The sequence below is a fragment of the Paenibacillus durus genome (genome assembly GCF_000756615.1).
GTDB classification, from domain to species: Bacteria; Bacillota; Bacilli; order Paenibacillales; family Paenibacillaceae; genus Paenibacillus_AQ; species Paenibacillus_AQ durus.
The window spans coordinates 4,171,516-4,190,749 of sequence record NZ_CP009288.1; the positions used below are offsets into that span (position 1 = coordinate 4,171,516).

General features: G+C 47.7%; 20 protein-coding genes. 5 read left to right on the forward strand and 15 right to left on the reverse strand.

Annotated features, from left to right (window positions below; genetic code table 11):
* Positions 1–9: 9 nt before the first annotated feature.
* Positions 10–726: a class I SAM-dependent methyltransferase gene (locus tag PDUR_RS18030; RefSeq protein WP_042207528.1), complete on the reverse strand. Its 717-nt coding sequence runs from the start codon at positions 724–726 to the stop codon at positions 10–12.
* Between the two features lie 205 nt (positions 727–931).
* Between PDUR_RS18030 and PDUR_RS18035 the strand changes: the two genes are divergently transcribed.
* Positions 932–1,348 carry a VOC family protein gene (locus tag PDUR_RS18035; protein ID WP_042209482.1) on the forward strand — a complete coding sequence of 139 codons (417 nt, stop codon included), beginning with the start codon at positions 932–934 and terminating at the stop codon, positions 1,346–1,348.
* Between the two features lie 106 nt (positions 1,349–1,454).
* Here PDUR_RS18035 and PDUR_RS18040 read toward each other — a convergent pair whose 3' ends face one another.
* From PDUR_RS18040 to PDUR_RS18065, 6 genes are all read right to left on the reverse strand, one after another.
* The gene (locus tag PDUR_RS18040; RefSeq protein ID WP_042207529.1) at positions 1,455–2,105 is read right to left on the reverse strand and encodes an L-threonylcarbamoyladenylate synthase; all 651 of its coding nucleotides are present in this window, start codon (positions 2,103–2,105) and stop codon (positions 1,455–1,457) included.
* A 242-nt stretch (positions 2,106–2,347) separates the two neighbouring features.
* A complete protein-coding gene (locus PDUR_RS18045) occupies positions 2,348–3,709 on the reverse strand; it encodes an FAD-binding oxidoreductase (RefSeq protein ID WP_218918413.1) in 1,362 nt (453 codons plus the stop codon).
* Between the two features lie 11 nt (positions 3,710–3,720).
* Positions 3,721–4,383 carry a methionine ABC transporter permease gene (locus tag PDUR_RS18050; RefSeq protein ID WP_042207532.1) on the reverse strand — a complete coding sequence of 221 codons (663 nt, stop codon included), beginning with the start codon at positions 4,381–4,383 and terminating at the stop codon, positions 3,721–3,723.
* The gene (locus tag PDUR_RS18055; protein WP_042209483.1) at positions 4,376–5,410 is read right to left on the reverse strand and encodes a methionine ABC transporter ATP-binding protein; all 1,035 of its coding nucleotides are present in this window, start codon (positions 5,408–5,410) and stop codon (positions 4,376–4,378) included. The genes PDUR_RS18050 and PDUR_RS18055 overlap by 8 nt, the downstream gene beginning before the upstream one ends.
* A 57-nt stretch (positions 5,411–5,467) precedes the next feature.
* Entirely contained in the window at positions 5,468–6,337 is an 870-nt protein-coding gene (locus tag PDUR_RS18060; RefSeq protein WP_042207534.1) for a MetQ/NlpA family ABC transporter substrate-binding protein, read from the reverse strand.
* Between the two features lie 24 nt (positions 6,338–6,361).
* The gene (locus PDUR_RS18065; RefSeq protein WP_042207535.1) at positions 6,362–7,543 is read right to left on the reverse strand and encodes a pyridoxal phosphate-dependent aminotransferase; all 1,182 of its coding nucleotides are present in this window, start codon (positions 7,541–7,543) and stop codon (positions 6,362–6,364) included.
* A 353-nt stretch (positions 7,544–7,896) separates the two neighbouring features.
* Here PDUR_RS18065 and PDUR_RS18070 point away from each other — a divergent pair, with 353 nt between their 5' ends.
* On the forward strand, positions 7,897–8,727 hold the full coding sequence (locus PDUR_RS18070; protein WP_042207536.1) for a sulfite exporter TauE/SafE family protein: 831 nt from the start codon (positions 7,897–7,899) through the stop codon (positions 8,725–8,727).
* A gap of 84 nt (positions 8,728–8,811) precedes the next feature.
* Here the strand turns inward: PDUR_RS18070 and PDUR_RS18075 are convergent, their stop codons facing one another.
* Together PDUR_RS18075 and PDUR_RS18080 are read right to left on the reverse strand one after the other, a co-directional pair.
* Positions 8,812–9,336 (reverse strand): GNAT family N-acetyltransferase, encoded by a 525-nt coding sequence (locus tag PDUR_RS18075; protein WP_233277391.1) that lies wholly within the window; start codon positions 9,334–9,336, stop codon positions 8,812–8,814.
* Between the two features lie 41 nt (positions 9,337–9,377).
* Positions 9,378–10,355 carry an aldo/keto reductase gene (locus PDUR_RS18080; RefSeq protein ID WP_042207537.1) on the reverse strand — a complete coding sequence of 326 codons (978 nt, stop codon included), beginning with the start codon at positions 10,353–10,355 and terminating at the stop codon, positions 9,378–9,380.
* A gap of 424 nt (positions 10,356–10,779) precedes the next feature.
* Between PDUR_RS18080 and PDUR_RS18090 the strand changes: the two genes are divergently transcribed.
* A complete protein-coding gene (locus PDUR_RS18090) occupies positions 10,780–11,253 on the forward strand; it encodes a MarR family winged helix-turn-helix transcriptional regulator (protein ID WP_052410285.1) in 474 nt (157 codons plus the stop codon).
* A 129-nt stretch (positions 11,254–11,382) separates the two neighbouring features.
* On the forward strand, positions 11,383–12,726 hold the full coding sequence (locus PDUR_RS18095; protein WP_330217217.1) for an MATE family efflux transporter: 1,344 nt from the start codon (positions 11,383–11,385) through the stop codon (positions 12,724–12,726).
* 80 nt (positions 12,727–12,806) lie between these two features.
* Here the strand turns inward: PDUR_RS18095 and PDUR_RS18100 are convergent, their stop codons facing one another.
* The 5 genes from PDUR_RS18100 to PDUR_RS18120 form a co-directional block, all read right to left on the reverse strand.
* Positions 12,807–13,445: a class I SAM-dependent methyltransferase gene (locus tag PDUR_RS18100; protein ID WP_042207538.1), complete on the reverse strand. Its 639-nt coding sequence runs from the start codon at positions 13,443–13,445 to the stop codon at positions 12,807–12,809.
* Complete coding sequence (locus tag PDUR_RS18105) at positions 13,414–13,809, reverse strand: ArsR/SmtB family transcription factor (RefSeq protein WP_042207539.1); 396 nt, start codon at positions 13,807–13,809, stop codon at positions 13,414–13,416. Before PDUR_RS18105 ends, PDUR_RS18100 begins: the two co-directional genes overlap by 32 nt.
* A 441-nt stretch (positions 13,810–14,250) precedes the next feature.
* The gene (locus tag PDUR_RS18110; protein ID WP_042207540.1) at positions 14,251–15,480 is read right to left on the reverse strand and encodes a mannitol-1-phosphate 5-dehydrogenase; all 1,230 of its coding nucleotides are present in this window, start codon (positions 15,478–15,480) and stop codon (positions 14,251–14,253) included.
* A 129-nt stretch (positions 15,481–15,609) separates the two neighbouring features.
* Complete coding sequence (locus PDUR_RS18115) at positions 15,610–16,290, reverse strand: HAD family hydrolase (protein WP_042207541.1); 681 nt, start codon at positions 16,288–16,290, stop codon at positions 15,610–15,612.
* A gap of 501 nt (positions 16,291–16,791) precedes the next feature.
* Positions 16,792–17,322: an HXXEE domain-containing protein gene (locus tag PDUR_RS18120; protein ID WP_042207542.1), complete on the reverse strand. Its 531-nt coding sequence runs from the start codon at positions 17,320–17,322 to the stop codon at positions 16,792–16,794.
* Between the two features lie 139 nt (positions 17,323–17,461).
* On the opposite strand from PDUR_RS18120, the gene PDUR_RS18125 reads away from it, so the two are divergent.
* Entirely contained in the window at positions 17,462–18,025 is a 564-nt protein-coding gene (locus PDUR_RS18125) for a TetR/AcrR family transcriptional regulator (RefSeq protein ID WP_042207543.1), read from the forward strand.
* Between the two features lie 159 nt (positions 18,026–18,184).
* On the opposite strand, the gene PDUR_RS18130 is transcribed toward PDUR_RS18125, so the two are convergent.
* Positions 18,185–19,195: a HoxN/HupN/NixA family nickel/cobalt transporter gene (locus tag PDUR_RS18130; RefSeq protein ID WP_042207544.1), complete on the reverse strand. Its 1,011-nt coding sequence runs from the start codon at positions 19,193–19,195 to the stop codon at positions 18,185–18,187.
* Between the last annotated feature and the right edge of the window lie 39 nt (positions 19,196–19,234).

Genomic DNA, 19,234 nt, shown 5'->3' on the forward strand with positions numbered 1-19,234 from the left:
TAGGCCTCCTCAAAATCGCTTTCTCGCATTTCTTGCTGCAAAAGTAAGCCAGGTGCTTCTGAATTCTATCTCTTTTTCATACTTTTTTTCGTGAATGGTCTGCGGTACCGCTCTTTGAATCAAAATTTCCCAATCCGTATACAATTCTCTCAACGTGCTGACAGCCTCTTCCGTCTTCAGATTTAATTCAATCTCTCCTTCCGTTTCTTCACCAGTTTCAATCTGATATTCCATGACTTCCGTGCTCATCAGGATACAATGGATACCCTCATTTCTTGTACCGTTAATCATCCGCTGAATCACAGACCGGAAAGCGGCTATGCCGGAGACATGCTCAAGGCAGGAACAAGCGATAATGTAATCGAAATGGCCTGGTGTGATCGGATAAAATTCCGCATCCGCTACTTTTGTATGTATACTTTCATTCACCTTGTATTTTTCCGCGTATGTTCTTAGTTTGTCAATGGCGATGGGCAGCAGATCCATACTAACCACAGACCCGCCCGTCTTCTGAATTTTCTGCGCGATAGGAATGCTGTTTCTTCCAACGCCGCATCCCAAATCAAGCACTCTGACTTCGTTATTAAGGTCTAATCTTGAAAGCATATCCAGTACGACTTCTACCGGCTTGGATAACCATGTCCCAGGTTCAAAAAGAGCGGTGTCGCGGTAAAACTGCTCATGATAACTCATTTCTTTTTTCCTCGCTTGAACTAAGTCTTTCATTGCTACCGCCCTTTCTTTTTAAGAATCACTCTTTCTGCCTGCCGATTCCATTATCCACCTTTATTAACAATTAGGACAGGGCAAAGATGCGATTTTCTTGAAAATGATTAAGCACTTGACAAGTCGTCGATACTTATTAATAATGATGTATAGAGAACACTTGTTCGTTTCTGAGTTTGTTTTTTTCTATTTCTATAAGGGAGCGATGTTTATGGATAATCAAAAGATCACGACTTTTCTAATGTTTTCCGGACAAGCCGAGGAAGCCATGAACTTCTACATTTCCTTGTTCGAGCGGTCGGAAATTCTGCATATGCAGCGTTACGGACCTGGCGAGGCAGGAGCTGAAGGAAGCGTGGTGCATGCCGTGTTCTCCCTGAACGACCAGCAGTTTATGTGCATTGACAGCAATACCCCGCATGACTTTACTTTTACACCCGCCATTTCACTCTATGTTAATTGCGAGACCGAGGAAGAGATCGAGAATCTGTTCGGCAAGCTGTCCGAGGGGGGCCAGGTGTTCATGCCTCTGGATAAATATCCTTTCAGCGATAAGTTCGCCTGGGTCGGCGATCAATTCGGGGTGACTTGGCAGTTGAATTTGCTGGGGAAGCAGCAATAAATCCAGAAATAGACAAAAATCTCCCTTAGAGCCGGATTGGGTTAGGCTTGAAAGGAGATTTTTGAAAAGCGGCAACTTGCCTCTGAAATTAGTTCAAAGATAGAGCTTAACTAATTTCCTTAAAGACGGGAGCGATTTGATTCAACTGGGCGACAGTAATATCTCCATACCGCAGGACGCGAGGTTCTCCGGAAAGGTCGATGATCGTACTGGACTTTGTCGTACCTTGAGCCCCTCCTTCCAGCATATAATCCACCTTGCTCCCGACTTGATTCAGAGCCAGCTTCATATCTACAAGAACACCGTCAGCCTGACCTGAAAGATTCGCTGATGTCATGGTCACAGGCATATCCAAATAACGCATCATTCCCCGCCATACGGGATTGCTGAGACAACCCAACGCTACTGTGGAGCCGCCGCGAATCATCTTATCAGGAACATTTTCTTTCTTCGGGAGCACAATATTGAGGGGGCCGGGCCAATAAGCATCAACGAATGCTTGGACAAGCCCGGGATCAGCCGCCGTCGCATATTCTTTCCATTCATTGGGATTCAGAAAAAACAAAGTCAACGCGGAGGTCGCCGGTCTATTCTTGATGGCGAAAGCCCGGTCAATGGCTTCATCAGCCCATGGATTAAGCGTCAGTGCCAGATTCGTATCACTGGGGGCGATGATCACTCCTCCCTTGCTTACACATTGGGCAGCCAAAGCAAAGTTTTGTTCATTAGCTTCCAATAACCTTTCGTTATGTGCCACTTTATTGCCCTCCTTCTTCTATCAATTATGTATCTGGCCAGATGTCAACAGATTAGCATGCTCTCTCAGACTTTACCAAGATTAATAAGCTATCTTTTGATAGGTATTAGCTATCGCCGATTTTCTACTGATACTCCCAGGACGGTTGACGCTCCAGATTACCGTTCTGCTGTAACAAAAAAAGAAGCACCCTCACCCTAAAAACAGGTGACGGTGCTTCATCTCTAACCTATTATTTTTCCTTAAAAAATCTTGCCCGTATTCAGGATGTGGCGGTCATCAAGCGCGTCCTTGATCTGCTTCATGGCAGCGATCACCGCCGGGTCCGTTGCTTTCTGGAAATAAGGCTTCTTGCTCAGCCCGATTCCATGCTCGCCCGACGTCAAGCCGCCAAGCTCATGGCTTTTTCCGTAGATGCGGCTCATGACGGCTTTCAAATCCTTCCGCCAAGCCTCCGCATCCCGCTCCCCGCGTACGACGCATAAATGCACATTGCCGTCCCCGGCATGGCCGAAGCTGATCAACTGCACGCCGCTTTCCTGCTCCACTTTATTGGCGTAAGCGATAAAATCCGCCGTCTTGTTGATCGGTACGACGATATCCACTGGCTCCTGCTCGGACACCGCTTCTACCGCCTTGACCAGCGCCCCGCGAACCTTCCAGACTTCGTCCAGAGTCTCTTTGTCCTCCAGCAGCAGGAAGTCGAGCGCTCCGCTGCGAACGACAGACTGACGCGCGCGCTCCGCATTGGAGCGGACTTCACCCTCGCTGTTGCCGTCGAAGGACAGCAGGATGTACGCCGACGCCTCCGGATATGGAAAGGAGACTCCCATAAACCGCTCGCCCAACGCAACCACCTTGCGCTCCATGAACTCGATAGCGGTCGGTCCCACATTCTCGTGAATGAGCCGAATCACAGCGTCAATCCCTGTCTTCAGGCTGTCAAAAGGCACAAGCGCCCCCATTACGAACGCAGGCTTCGGAATAAGCTTCAATACGCATTCGGTGATGATGCCAAGCGTGCCTTCCGAACCGATGAGCAGATGTTTGAGCGACAGCCCCGAGCTGTCCTTCACCACCTTGCCGCCGGTGTGAATCACCTCGCCGCTTGGCAGAACTGCCGTCAACCCGCGCACATAATCCCGCGTCACGCCGTACTTGACCGCGCGCATGCCGCCTGCATTGGTGCTGATATTGCCGCCGATCGTCGCCTGCTTCTCCCCGGGATCTGGCGGATAGAACAGCCCGCGGGCTTCCACATAGGCTTGCAGGTCGGCAAGCAGAACGCCCGGTTCCACCGTCACGGTCAACGTGTCTTCGTCCAGCTCCACAATCCGGTTCATCAGGGACAGATCAAGCACGATCCCCCCATGCTCCGGAACGGTAGAACCGACGAGATTCGTCCCCGCCCCACGCGGCGTCACTTGAACAGAGTTCGCGTACGCCCATTTCATCACTCCGCTGACCTCTTCCGTACTGACCGGAAACACCAGAGCGTCGCAGGTTCCCTGCAGGCGTCCCAGATTATCCGTAACGTACTTTTCCGCGATTCCTTCCGTCTTGATCCGCTGCGGATCAGAAATAATGCTGTACAGTTCCTGCAAGAAACCCACCTCTACTTTCTGGTAAATACCCGGGCGCACCAATCGCCGACGAATTGCGCTCCCTGGACAATGACAATCAGCAGAAGGACCGTTGCGATCATCACGCCCGTTTCATAGCGGTAATATCCGTACTGAATCGCCAAATCGCCGATCCCGCCGCCGCCAACCAGGCCCGCCATCGCGGAATAACCGATCAGACTGATAACCGTCACGGTCGTCGCCCGGATCAGGCCCGGCATTGCCTCCACAAACAGCACCTTCCGTAAAATCAGACCTAGGCCCGCTCCGGTGGCAATGGCCGCTTCGAGCACGCCTTTATCCACTTCGCTGAACGCCCCTTCAACCAGCCGGGCGAAAAATGCGACGGATGCAAAAGCCAGCGGAACCGAAGCGGCTACCGGCCCGATGGTCGTTTTGACGATCACCTTAGTCAATGGAATGAGCAGCACGAGCAGAATGACGAATGGAACGGAGCGGATCACATTCACCAGCACGCCCATCACCGCATTAAGCGTCCGTTTGGGAAAGAACAGGGGACTGGCAGACAAATACAGAATGAGACCGATTAGCAATCCGAACACAAGCGAAGCGGCTAAGGAAATGCCAATCATAATCAGCGTTTCCCAAATCGCGGAGGGCAGCTCCAACTGTAAAATATCCCAGGTGCTATCCATTCAGCTCTCCCCCTTCCTTTACGGCGGAAATCCGTTCAATTTTAAACACCTGTCCGGAGATATAGTCCCGGGCTCTGGCAATTTCCGCTGCGTCCCCGCTCAGCTTGATAAGCAGAATACCGAGCGGTTTGCCTTGAATATATTCGATCTTGCCGTGGAGAATATCGACCAGCACGTCAAATTCCTTCGACACCTTACTGATGAGCGGTTCGTAAGCCCTCTCTCCGGTGTAGGTGATCTTTAGCATTTCCTCCTGGTCCCTCAGCTCCAAATGCTCCGGCACTTCAATATTCAGCACACGGGAAACCAAAGACTGGGTCAAGGGATGCTGCGGTTCCGTAAAGATTTGGTACGTATCGCCTACCTCCACGATTTCACCTTCCGCCATCACCGCAATACGGTCAAACAGCTTCCGGGCCACGTCCATCTCATGCGTGATGAACACAATCGTAATCGGATTGTCCCGGTTAATGCGCCGCAGAATCCGGATAATCTCTTCCGTGTTCTCCAGGTCGAGCGCCGAGGTCGCCTCGTCGCACAGCAGGATTTCCGGATCGTTCGCGAGCGCACGGGCAATCGCCACCCGCTGCTTCTGTCCGCCGCTCAAATTGGCCGGATACACCTGCGCCTTGTCCGACAGATTCACCTGCTCGAGCAGCTCAAGCACCCGGGCGCGAATCTTCTCCTTGGGATAGTTGTTCGCTTTGAGCGCGAACGCAATATTGTTGTATACCGTCGCTCCGCTGATCAAGTTGAAGTGCTGGAAGATCATGCCTATCTTCAATCTAACATTGCGCAGCGCGGCGCCTTTGAACCGGGTAATATCCTGACCGCCTACAATGACTTGGCCGGAAGCGGGCGGCTGCAGGAGATTGATTACCCGAACCAAAGTGCTCTTCCCGGCTCCGCTCGGCCCGACAATTCCGAAGATTTCGCCCTTGCCTACGGTAATGGATGCCTCTTTGACCGCGTGCATTATCCGGCCCTTTTGTTTAAAGATCACGTTCACTTTATCAAGAACAATCACCACGAGCACCCTTTCCTGCAATCAACACCGTTCATGCCATGCTGTCCAGCTGATTGATTACTTGCCGTATTTGGTTGTATACCATTCCGGTTTGTCAAAAGCTTTGAAAATTCCGTTCGCGTCTTCAATCGCTTGATGGAATTCTTCCGACTCAACTGCCGCTTTCAGATCCTTGCCAAGCTGGCCGTCAATATCCGGAGTCCGCACTGCAACGACGTTCTTGTAATCCTCCGTCAGCTTCTCAACAGCCAGTGCACTTGCGAGATCAAGCTTTGCCGCGATGGCAAAGTTTCCGGGAATCAGGCCGATCGCCACGCTGTCCAGGCTGCGCGAGATTTGGGCCGCATCCATCGTCACAAACTCCAGGTTATGCGGATTTTCCGATACGTCATGCACAGTAGCTTTGGTCGGGTCCACGTCGGCTTTCAGGTCAATCAAACCGAGGGCCTTCAGGAAGCGCAGCGAGCGCGCCAGATTGGAAGCGTCGACGGCAATCGCTACCTTGGCACCATGCGGAAGGTCCGCCATATTCTTCACCGAGTTGGAATACACGCCCATGCCCGCTGTCGGAACCGAGATCACCTTGCCGATGTCCAGCTTGTTGTCCGCAGCGAATTTCGTCAGATATACCGTGTGCTGCATCAGATTGGCGTCGATTTCTCCGCTGCCCAGCGCTTGGTCCGGCTGCACATAGTCCGAAAATTGAACGACTTCAATCTTGTAGCCCTGCTTTTCCATATAAGGAGCAATCGCTTTAGTGATCATATCGCCATAAGGGCCGGGAGATACGCCAATCTTGATGTCCTTCTTCGTCTCCGGCGATGCGCCCTCATTCGCAGCTTTCTCATTGCCGCCGCAAGCGGCGAGCAGAAGTCCCATCAGGGAAACAACCAGTGTAATGACCAACCCTTTTTTTATCTTGTTCATTTGTCTATTCCTCTCGTTTTCGATTTATTTTAAATTTGTTATTTCCGTGCCCCGGTAAGCTTCAAGCTTCTCCAGCCGTTTGAGCGCCTCGAGCAGCGTCTCTTCCTTCTTGGCAAAATGAAACCGGATATACTGGCGCACGTCCTCCCGGAAAAAGCTTGATCCCGGAACCGCCGCCACTCCAATCTCCTTCGCCAGCCACTCGCAGAACTTGTAATCATCCGGCTCGCCGAACTCGCTGATATCTACCAGCACATAATACGCGCCTTGGGGCTTGTAATATTTGAGACCGATCCGGTCCAGCCCGTCCAGAAACAGCGTCCGCTTCCGCTCATAAACTTTAGTAAGCTCTTCATAATATGCGTCGTCCATTTCGAGTCCCTTCACCGCCGCTTTCTGCAAGGGAGCAGCTGCTCCGACAGTGAGGAAATCATGCACCTTGCGGCAGACCTCAATGACATGAGCTGGACCGATAATGTACCCCAGTCTCCAGCCGGTGATCGAGTACGTCTTGGACAGCGAGCTGCAGGACAGCGTGCGCTCAAACATCCCTGGCAGAGAAGCCATGTACGTATGCACATGCGGCTCGTACACAATATGCTCGTAGACTTCATCCGTAATTACGAACGTGTCGAATTCTACCGCGAGCCGGGCAATCTCCTCCAGTTCCTCGCGCGTGAACACTTTTCCTGTCGGGTTGGACGGATTGCAGAGGACAATCGCCTTAACTCCCTGTTCAAAAGCGTTCCGCAATTTCGCGGAGTCAAACTGGAATTCCGGCGGGGCGAGCGGCACATAAATGGGGGTTACGCCGGTCAGAATCGCATCCGCCGTATAATTTTCATAGAACGGAGAGAATACGATAACCTTGTCGCCCGGGTTGCACACCGTCATCATCGCTGCCATCATGGCTTCCGTGCTGCCGCAGGTCACGACAATATTCGTTGCCGGATCTACCGGGATACCCATCAGCTTTGTCTGCTTGAGCGCAAGCTTCTCCCGGAACAACTCGGAACCCCACGTAATCTCATACTGATGAGGGCCGTTGTCCGCTATTTTCCGCAGCTCCTCCGTCAGCTCCCGGGGCGGATCGAAATCGGGGAAGCCCTGGGATAAGTTAATGGCGTCATACTCTCTGGCTACACGGGTCATTTTGCGAATAATCGATTCGGTAAATCCGTCCAGCCTATTACTTAATTCCGGCATTGCCTTGGCTCCTTTACTCTAAACATCCCGTACAATGGTACAAATTTACACTTCTTATTTAAACATACCATTTTTGTCGGATTAACGTTTAAAGTATAGAGTTCAGGCGGAGTCTTGTCAATGCTTTTTCTACATTATTCGCAATGAACCGACAGGAAAAAATCTATCCGCGACTAAGAAAATATTCAGAATTTTTCTATTGTCTTTTATTAGGACATAGGATAGACTTGTTTTAATTTTGTTATGTATTGTTTTGTTATATTTAATTCATTTCACCGAAAAATAGAGCATGATTTTACACTGTTATGTATTGTTTTGTTTTTATATAAATATTCTAAGGAGGTTTTCGTTAAATGGCAGGAAGTGGAAGAAAGTCGTTACTCGCTTTTGTTACAGGCGCACCCATCGGTTGCTTAGGAGGCTTAATCGGACTAGGGGGTGCTGAGTTTCGTCTTCCGGTGTTAGTTGGCCTATTCCGTTATACCGCCCGGCAAGCCGTCGCTTTTAATTTGGCGGTTAGTTTAGTTACTCTGATCTCCTCTCTAATCTTTCGCCTTCCCAAAATCGCGGTAAGTGATCTCGTCAACGATATTCCAATCATACTCGCATTTATAGCTGGAGGGATGTTCGGCGCCTACTCGGGAGCCAATTACTCGAAGCATCTGTCGGAACGGGCTCTGGAGAAAGTAATCCTCGTGCTATTAGTTGGCATCGGCATTCTCCTTCTAGTCGAATCCTTTCATCCGATTGTATCGGGCGGCATACCTATGGCGCTTCCGGTTGCGATTATTGTCGGTGTCATTTTTGGTATAGGCATTGGAATTGTGAGCAGTCTGCTTGGGGTGGCCGGCGGCGAGCTGATTATCCCCACTCTAATTCTTGTTTTTGGACTGGATATTAAAGTTGCAGGTACAGCCAGCATTCTCATTAGCCTACCGACTGTGCTGATCGGCATGATTAGACACGGCTCCAACGGGGCATATAAACAGAGAACCGAATTGAAAGATCTCGTCCTGCCTATGGGCATTGGCTCCATTATTGGTTCCTTTATTGGCGGAATGTTAATCGGTTATGTATCTTCCAGCTTGCTGAAATTGGTACTTGGTGCAATACTAATCGCTTCCGCGGTCAAAATGTTTAAAAAGGCCCTAAAGAAAGAAGCAGTAACCGTCACGCTGCCGTAACGATCAGAACCGTCACTCAGATCATTTTGTAAAAAATACAAAACCCGCGAAACACCCTTAAAAAGGTTTCTCGCGGGTTTTTCGTTATTCCAAAGACTCTGTTATACTGCCGCCTTCGTTATACCTTAACCGGATCATATCCCGGCACTGTATGCCGTCCTCATAGATGGCCTCCGTATAATTTCGGACAAAAAAGTCACGATCTACGCCGACGATCCGAAATCCGTATTTTTGGTATAGCGCCAGCTGATGAATACTGGAGTTCCCTGTGCCGATCTCGATGTTCCGGGCTTCAAATGCTTTCGCTATTTCAATTGCGGCTTGCAGCAATCTTCTCCCGATCCCCTTGCCCTGAGCATCTTCCCTTACGGCGATATTCATAATCTCAACCGTTTCCGCACCCCTCGGCAGCAGTACAAAGACGCCAACCGGCTTTTGCAGCAATGCCTCTTCGGACAATACGGCAATGTAACAGGTTCCCTTCTGCAGATAGCGGTCTACCAGGTCGCGGGACGGGTCGGCGAGCAGCAGCAGTTCATAAGGCGGCGGTTCGTCAGAGGCCAGCATACGGATGTGAAGATCCTGTCCCAGAGCATATTCCTTCATCATTAACACATTACCTCCGCATTGCATTGGGTACTCAGCTTCTCCTATAAATTTAGCTCTTCCATAAGTATTTGAGGATATCTCGTTCCTTGAATGGCTGACAAGTCAAATAAGCGGTCCAACTCAGCCATTTGCTCAGCAGTTAACACAACATCCGCCGCTTTAATATTATCATTCAGGTGAGATATTTTTGTGGTTCCAGGGATAGGAACAATATGTTCACCTTTGTTTAACACCCAAGCTAGAGTCAGCTGCGCAGTTTTTAAATTCATATCTTCCGCCATTTTTGTAAGCTCATCTACTAATTTTTGGTTGTTCAATAAATTCTCATCCTGAAATCTCGGTAAAAACCTCCGCATATCCTGTTCTTCAAACTGGAAATTAGTTGTTAAAAATCCCCGGCCAAGCGGGCTATACGGAACAAATCCAATGCCAAGCTCTGTTAATTTAGGCAAAATAGCTGCCTCGACATCTCTGCTCCAAAGCGAATATTCAGATTGTACGGCAGTAATCGGATGAACTTGATTGGCCTTTTCGATGGTTTCCAGTGATGCTTCGCATATCCCGATATTTCTGATTTTTCCCTCTGCAACCAAATCGGACATCACGCCAACGGTTTCTTCAATCGGGACGGTTTTATCGATGCGATGAATATAGTATAAATCCAGATGATCCAGATTTAAACGCTTTAAGCTTTTTTCAATCGCCGATCTAACGTATTTCGGGCTGCCGTCTATGTAACGCCTAGTAATATCATCCCCATTAACGATTCCAAATTTGGAAGCAATAATAACTTCAGTAGATCCTGTATATGAAGCTAATGCTCTGCCTATCAGCTCTTCATTATGCCCGTTTCCGTACATGTCCGCCGTATCCAAAAAATTGATTCCATTGTCCAGAGCATAGTGAATCGTATATATGGCTTCTTTTTCATCCGTTTTTCCATAGGATTGACTCATTCCCATACAGCCCAAGCCAATTTCAGATACCTCCAGATCGGAACCCAATACTCTTGTTCTCATTTTATAGCCCTCCCTTATCTATTCGTTTAACCATAATATTGGACACCAGATTAACCATTCTATTTCTCGATAAAAATATTGGTAAAAGTACAGATGAAAACATGTTTTGCTTCCCGTCCACCACAACTTATTTTTTTCTTTTCCAGCCCTTTGAACGCGGCCCTGACAACATCGCCGGGCGTTCTTTTATTTCCAAAGGATATTCCGCCGTTCTTGAAAAAGTTAGTATCCGTTGCTCCCGGACAGACGGCTAGCATATTGAATCCAACGCCGTTGTATTCCTTATTTAAGGCTACGGTAAATGATATTGGCTTCCCTCCTATATTATACGCCTCGACATATATGTCTAGACATATAATATTAAAACAGCAGTTATATGTCAAGGCACATATATGGTATACTGATTGCATAAGGAGTGAAGCACTTGGAGGCAATAGATAAATTACGTTACTTAATTCAATGTGCCCAGCGGGAAGGAAATCATCGTTTTACCGACTTGCTGACAGCAAACGGACTAGATATTACACCTAGCCAAAGTGAAGTGATTACGGTGTTATCCAAATTTGGGCCGATGTCCATTGCTGAACTAGGGGACTTATTATTATGCAACTCACAACATCCAAGCCGGCTTGTACAAAGACTGATGGATAAGAAATTCATATATAAAGAAATTTCTCAGAATGACAGCAGAAAAACCATTATTTCTTTAACGCCTGAAGGGGAAAAATTGACTGCTCAGATTCGGGTCGTAGAAGAAATATTCAATAGCGAAATTATGGAAAAAATCAACTCTTTGGAAAATCTGTCTCTTAACGATCTGAATGCCCTGCTTTCGATGCAAATTAAAGGTACAGATAGTGAAATCAAAATATCCAGAAGATTTGGAAATAGTGAATGAAAAATATAATGAAGAAGCCCGCGGAAAATGAGCTTTTCTCCGTGGGTTTTTATTTCGTTTACACATCCCCCCTGGGGGGATAAAATAAAGCTAATACCATCCCCATCAACTAATAACGGAGGGAATGCTGTGTCATCGAATCTGCTTGAGATGCCGAGTGAGACTCGGGGTCAGAAAGCCAAAATCATATTGGCTTTAGCTGTCCCTGCGATGATTGAGAATTTTTTTCAAACGGTCGTAGGATTTGTCGATACATTGTTTGTGTCTAAACTGGGATTGACAGAGGTCGCGGCCGTTGGTGTGACCAATGCGATCTTAGCTGTCTACATAGCTGTGTTTATGGCGTTAGGGGTTGGCGCCTCTTCCATGATCGCGAAAAGCGTGGGGGCAGGTGATTTTGACAAAGCTAAAGCTATCGTCACACAGTCAACATGGGCAGCCTCGGCGGCGGGATTATTTTTTGGAATAGTTACATTCTTCTTTGCCGAAACGTTATTGCGTGCCATGGGAGCGGAGCCGAATGTGGTAGCCGAAGGAGTGAAGTATTTCCGTATTGTCGCCGTACCCTCGATTCTGATTTCGTTAATGACGGTATTCGGCAGCATATTAAGGGCGGCGGGCAATACCAAGACCCCTATGAAGATCGGACTGTGGATTAACATCTTTCATATTCCTCTGGATTATGTACTCATTTTTGGGATTCTCGGGTTTCACGGGCTTGGCATTACAGGTGCGGCGTGGGCGACTACGATGGTGCGAATAGCGGGTACGGTTCTGCTGTATCTTCACATTCGGAAGACGAGATTATCTTTCCCGATAACCCAGGGGTTCATTTTCAATCGTGAATTTGCTCTACCTTTATTGAAATTATCTACACCCGCTGCTATTGAACGGCTTATCATGCGTTTTGGCCAGGTGCTGTACTTCGGCTTAATTGTCCGGATTAGCACCGAAACCTATGCCGCTCACACCATAGCAGGCAATATCGAGGTGTTCTCCTATATGCCCGGATATGGATTAGCGGTGGCGGCAGCAACGCTTGTAGGGCAAAGCTTAGGGGCGAATCGTCAAGATGACGCCTACCAATTTGGAAAAATAGCCACTGTGATCGCTGTCCTGTTCATGTCCTTCGTGGGTGTTCTGTTATTCTTCCTTTCCCCTGCCGCCGCAGCATGGTTTACAGACGAGACTGAGGTTCGCGGTATGGTCATTACAGCCCTGCGTATTGATGCCTTCGCCCAACCCTTCCTGGCGATCGGATTAGTGTTGGCAGGAGCACTACAGGGTGCGGGTGACACCAAAAGTCCATTGTACAGCACAACCATAGGTATGTGGCTCATTCGGGTTATAGGCGTTTATGTTCTGGGCATTTCGATGGGGCTTGGAATTGCGGGAGTGTGGCTGTCTATTGCAATAGACTTGTTTGTCAGGGCATTGTTCTTAATGTATCGTTTCAACAAGAAAATGGTCTGACTCCCATGCTTCATTGATTCTGAACTACATTAGACAAAACCACGCCTTCGTATCCGGGAGTGCTGCTTTTTAAAGATTGTTCATGTTCCTTCATGAAAAACCTTCCCTTTCTGCAGTAAAATACCTCTGTACATACCGCCAAGCATAACTCCTTCATCGACTTGGATATTAAAATGATTCTGGTACGAGGCGGAAATTTGTTCAAAACTCCGTCCAATGTCTGTACCCATAAGCGCAATAATAGGTCGGAGAAAAACCATTGGTTTCGGCAGCTTCCCACTTCGGGGTATAAATTTATCCATTATAATGATTTGGCCTCCGCGCTTTGTTACACGAACCATTTCGCTGAAGCATTTGCCGGCATCAGGAACAACCGATAATATTAAGTTTGCAATAACGGCATCGAAATGACCTTCTGGAAATGAAAGCCGTTGTGCGTCCATCTCAAGAAAGTCAACTTCATTCGAAGGATCCTTTTTCCGAGCCTGGGCAAGCATTTCCTTAGAAAGGTCGACAGCTGAAATCTTTATATTTAGGCTCAAAAGGTACGAAAGGTCAGCACCAGTACCAACACCCACAAGCAGAACGCTGCTTCCTTTCTTAATTTTTGCCTTTTGGAAAATTTTCTGTCGTGCAGAGCGGAATGGAGGCGAGTTGAAGAAAATATCGTAGACGGGCGACCAAGCCTTATAAATCAACCTGTTCCATTGATTGTTCATTCAATTTGCTACCTTTCTTACTCTCTATGTTGTCTGCGGATAAGCAAGTTAATGTTTCTACCGTCTCACAACATGAAACTAAGGACTTTACAGGTTGCAAAGCTATATCGAACATGCGGAGAAGGCTAATGATATCTTCATTCTTGACAGAGTAATACACATACTTTCCTTCCTGCCTGCTCTCTACGATTCCACAATCACGTAAACAGGCTAAGTGTTGAGATATTCTGGACTGGGAGGCCCCGATCTCTTCGATGAGCTGTGATACTGTCTTCCCCTCTTGTATCAGAGAGTATAGGATTTGCAATCTTGTCTTATCCGCAAACCCGCGAATAAATTTGGCTGTAACATCAAGGTGATCCATAACTGCACCTCATATTAATAAATTTTAATATGTATTTGTGATATCATATTAACATTCGCTAATATGTTAGTCAATTAAGCAAATGCAAATATTTAATACGATGCCGAAGTTGTGGAAATTAGTCCGAAACCAAAGAAATCGTAACGGGGTGATAACGTTGAAATTTCATGAATCTGGAATGCCTTCCGAAGCATTATGGGCTACCTTTTTTGACCCTTCGGAGACACTCCGCTTAATGGATTTACCACAAGATGCTCGGATATGGATTGATGCAGGATTTAACTTACTTCGCATCATTGATCTCCCCCCTTATCATTTCGGATTACTGTTCAGTAAATAGTTAGGTGAGGCGATACCCTGCAATACGCACAACAAAAGAGACCACAAATATGCGGTCTCTTTTGTCTTTCGATATTCTCAAACCTTGCGGTAAGCCTTCAATTACGGGTTGTCGGATATCGCCGAAGGGCTTAAGGAGTCGGTAAGCGTCTCAAAGCCCAAGCCGGCCTTATGCTGGTATTTTACACAGGTGTTGAAATATTCCTCCACAATGCGGCTGTGCAGCGGATGTTCGGCCGGAATGCCCAATTCATCGGACACTACCTTTTCAATACCCGAACTCCGAATAGCCATTTGAAGACTTACCGCCTCTGGATCATCATTATTCTCATAGAGCAGCGCGGAGGCAATAGCCGAGACCAAATGAGAAGTTTCGAATCCAAGCTCATGGGCCTTCAGCGCAGGCCGTACGAGCCGTTCATTCGGGGAAAGCTTGCGGAGCGGAGATCTGGCCACTCGCGAAACTTTATCTTTGAAGTTGCGGTTTGCGAAGCGTTCCATCATTTTCTTAATGTACTTCTCATGCTGCGCCGGGTCGAATCCGTATAAGTGTACCAGCATCGCCCCCGTTTCTTGCAGGACGCCATATACCCGGGAGCGGATAACAGGATCAGACATCGCTTCCTGAAGTGAAGTATAGCCTTCAAGATATCCGAAATAAGCGGCGCTGCAATGACCCGTGTTAACGGTAAACAGCTTCCGTTCCAGATAGGGATCAAGTGAATCGACATAACGGACCCCTTCAATCTCGTTATAATCGCCGATCATCCCGCTTCGAGGGACAATCCACTCGCTGAAAGGTTCAACCATGACCGCCAGCGGGTCGGCATGCTTCTGGACGGGCACAATGCGGTCGACCATCGTATTCGGAAACGCTACAATGCGGTCGGCTCGCTTGATCACGTCTGGCCGCAAATGCCGATATACGGATTTTCTCAACCGCTGGCTTCCCCCGATGCCATTCTCGCAGGCGATAATATGCAGGGGCTGGGGTGTGCCGCTTTGGCTCAGCCGCAGCTCGATACCGCGGGCTATCGTTCCCGCAATATCCTTCAGCGCGGAGACTCCGACGGCAGTCGTTACGAGTTCCGCATCGGCGATCGCTTCCGCTACCTTCTCGGTATCATTCAAATTAATGGCTGTTACATTATCCACAATAAATTTGTCCCGGTTCTCGTTGGCCAGGGTGACCGGATATTGTCCCCTTTTTTGCAGTTCGGCAATCTTTCTCTTATTGCGTCCGACAAAACAAACGTTATAACCGGAGCGAGACAAGACGGGGCCGATAAACCCTCTGCCAATATTGCCAGCTCCAAAATGTACGGCTTTCACAATGGCGTCCCCCTTAGTCATTTTTAAAATACTGCTGTGAGGAACAGGAACTATGAAAGTCTGAATTTAGGATGTACACCTGCTCCTCTCTGAACTTGGTCAGTCGGAAAGAAGTGAACGTCAGCGGGCTTAAACCTGGAGATTCATGTCTTGGAAACAGCGGCGGGTAAGCACATGGTCGAAATCGAGGTGTGATAAACTTTCTATTCTGTGATGCGGAGTTTCAAATTTAAGAAAACCTGTGATTTCGTTCGGAATCACGACACAATCAAGGCCGGCCGCAGCAGCAGCTTTGGAGCCGTTCGGCGAATCCTCGATAGCCACAGCCTCTTCTGGTTTCAGACCGAGACAGGACAGTGCCTTCTGATACAATTCCGGATCGGGTTTTACATTCTCGACATCGTCCGCAGTACAGATACAATCGAAATATTCGCGGATGCCGAGCTGGTCCATATACTTGTCAATCCAATTTCTATCTGAGCTGGTGGCAAGCCCAATCTTCAGTCCGGCTGCTTTGGCCGAATCCAGATAATGCTGAATGCCCGGGCGTACCGCTTGAACTTCCATCAGCTCGCTGTGCCTTTGCCGGACAGCCTTTCTGAATTCAGCTTTGTCAATATCAAGCTTCAAATCGGTCATCAGGTATTCATAAGGATTAAAGCTGTTGAGGCTTGTTCCGATGCAAGTCGAATATTGTTCGAGCGTCAGATCGACCTCATGTTCCTTATAGGCTTCCTGAAATGCGGTGTACCAAGCCGTCTCCGTATCGATAATCGTTCCGTCAAAATCGAATATGAGTCCTTTGATCAAGATCAACCATCTCCTCTTTGTCCGTTTAGTCAACATCCCTCGCATCATTAAGCAAATATTTCGCAAAAATGCTGTTCAGCGGTCATTCGCTTGTAAAAACCGTAACAAACATACGTATTTGCGTCAAGCTGGGCATCATAAACTCCAGCAAATGAATCCGCTTACTCGCATCGCTTTCGAGCCCATTTTTTAGTAAAAAATAAACCGAAATGAAAACGATTAAATTTTACGTTTCTTAAGCGGCCCGAGCATGGATTTTCCGCATAAGATCAAGGGTTTGCGCCTGCTGCGCCGCCAAATGACCGGCCGGGCCGATTTCCCGGGGCAAATGAAGGAGAAATTCAGTTAATTTTAAATGGAAGAAATTTTTTTTATAAAACATGTCATTTTCTGAAATGAAAACGGATACACCCCACAGGAGAAGAGCATCCGTTTCTCATAGAAATAGGAGGCCATTGATAAGCACAGCCGATCGTATCCGCGAGAGCAATGCGCTCTCCATTAGTTAACGGTTAGTTTGTACTGATCAAGCCATCTGTCAAAACGAACCATCAGCTTATGCAAAACAGCTATATTCACTGCAATAATGACTGTAAAAATTAAAGTCGATAGTATTAGAGTTAAAGCGTCATATCCTAGGAAGACAGCGGATTTATATAGAAAATAGCAACATACCGGCAGAAAAACAACGGAGGTCAACGCGGACGGAACATATTTTTTAAAGCGAATCCATTGATAGAGATGAAACACTAAATGAACGGTAAAACCTGCAAAAGCTCCATACCAGACAACATAATTATCCAGCAAATACGAAAGGATCGTTATTACGGATAAAATGACGAACTCAATGGCTACCGCGACTGTAAATGAGGCCGTTGAAGCCTGAATATTAAAAGGAACCGGTTTGCCCTTTCTGGCCCGAATGTATGACTTATTTCTTTGCAGCCAGGCTCTGATCATAATGACTTCTTCAAAATCATGCAACATAAAAATGACCGGAAGCAGCCAGACGATCATATAAAATGTTTTCATAATCCCCCTCCTTAAGCGAATGTCACACTTGTGACACTGATTGGTTTTCAGTATAATAACCGCATCAAATAAGGTCAACAGATCAGGCGCAAGTGCTACAAAGCCAATCATTTGTGACACCTATCCGAAGGAGAACTTTATGCCGAACGAGAAAATCAATCCCATTGCGGAGCAGTCCAAGACATGGCTTATCGAGGCGTTGCTGGAATTAATGAAACATAAAACATACAGTCAAATCACCATCTCCGAAATAGCGGAGAAAGCCCAACTGGCTAGACGTACCTTTTATCGCAATTTTAAATCCAAGGATGAAGTATTGAATGGATACGTACAAAAACTGTGCGAGGAATACATCGAACGATTGCAGGCGGAACCAACCTTAACCGTGTATAATATGGCCAAAGTTTATTTTACTTTCTGGGAGAAGCATATGGATTTTCTTATGAGGTTGGAGAACAATGATTTATTGCATTTGCTGCTGCAAAAATATAATCAATACCTCCCGGTGATTCACCGGACCGTGGTTCCCCTTACAGAACCTGGACCCCATACGGCTATGGCCAAATATATCATGGCCTTTTCCGCCGGCGGTTTTTGGAATAGCCTTATCCAGTGGATACGGGAGGAACGTCGCGAAGCACCTGAGCAAATGGCCCAATTCGTAAGCATGATCATCAATGAGACGATATTGGAGAAGTATTAATAGACAAGAAGAAACGGTTGCGCCGTCCTTGCAGAAGGAGGGCATCTGTTTCTCGTAGAAATATAAGGCCATTTATAAGTGTGAAACTTATAGATTCTTATATTTTAAAAAAATCACACAATCCCCGCATGGCGGGAATCATGTGATAGCTTGAATATCCTAAAGTTCACATCCGTCAACGGCCTGTCTGCCTCTCATCCCTCTCCAAATGATCATCGAGACGATCCAGATCAAAATCAGAAATCCGGCCAGAGCGTAGCCAAGGTGATCGATACCGAGCCTGTTGATCCACTGGAGATGCTGCGGCCATTTCGCTTCAATTAGATGAACGAGCTGAACGGAGCCGATAAAAAACGCGGATACAACCGAGACACCGGTAACGATCAGGTTATAGGCTGTCTTTTTCTTGTAGGAAATGAATGCCCAGCGGTAGGCCCTTGTCATAATCGCGCCGTCGACCGTGTCCATTAAGCTCATTCCGGCTGCAAACAGCAGCGGCAGGGACAAAATGCCGATAATCGAGACCGATTCGTTCGCAGTGCTGGCCGATATAGCAAGCAAACTCACTTCCGTCGCCGTATCAAAGCCAAGCCCGAACAGAAATCCGAGCGGATACATATGCCAGCTTTTGCTGATCATCCGAAGGGCAGGAGCCAAAAATCGGGTAAACATCCCCTTGGGTCCATGCATATGACTCAATCCGGAATTCCCGCCTGTTTGGTTCGCCGCCCCCCGGGCTCTGCTCCATAGCTTCATAAGTGTGAACACATTAATCAGTCCGACAAAGATCAGGAAGAAGCCGGATACCAGCGTCCCGATCAGCCCGCCGACTTCACGTACTTTTGGATTATCGAGCACAAACGTGTTCATCGAGAGCGCGATCCCCAGCACCATGAGGAAGACAACCGTCGAGTGCCCGAGGGAAAAAAACATGCCCACGCCTAAAGGGTTTCTTTTCCGTTCGATCAGCTTCCGGATCGTATTGTCAATGGCCGAAATATGATCGGCGTCAAAAGCGTGACGCAGGCCGAGCGTATAAGCCAAAAGGCCAAGACCCCACAGCTTCGGCTCGCGGGCCGCTGCCGTGAGAAATCCGGCTCCCCCCAACACATGCAGCGCCAATACAACAAGAAAGTAGACGTAGCCGTTACTGGCGGAAATTTTCCTCATTCATACACCTTCTCCTGGTAGAAGCGCCTCGCGCATCAT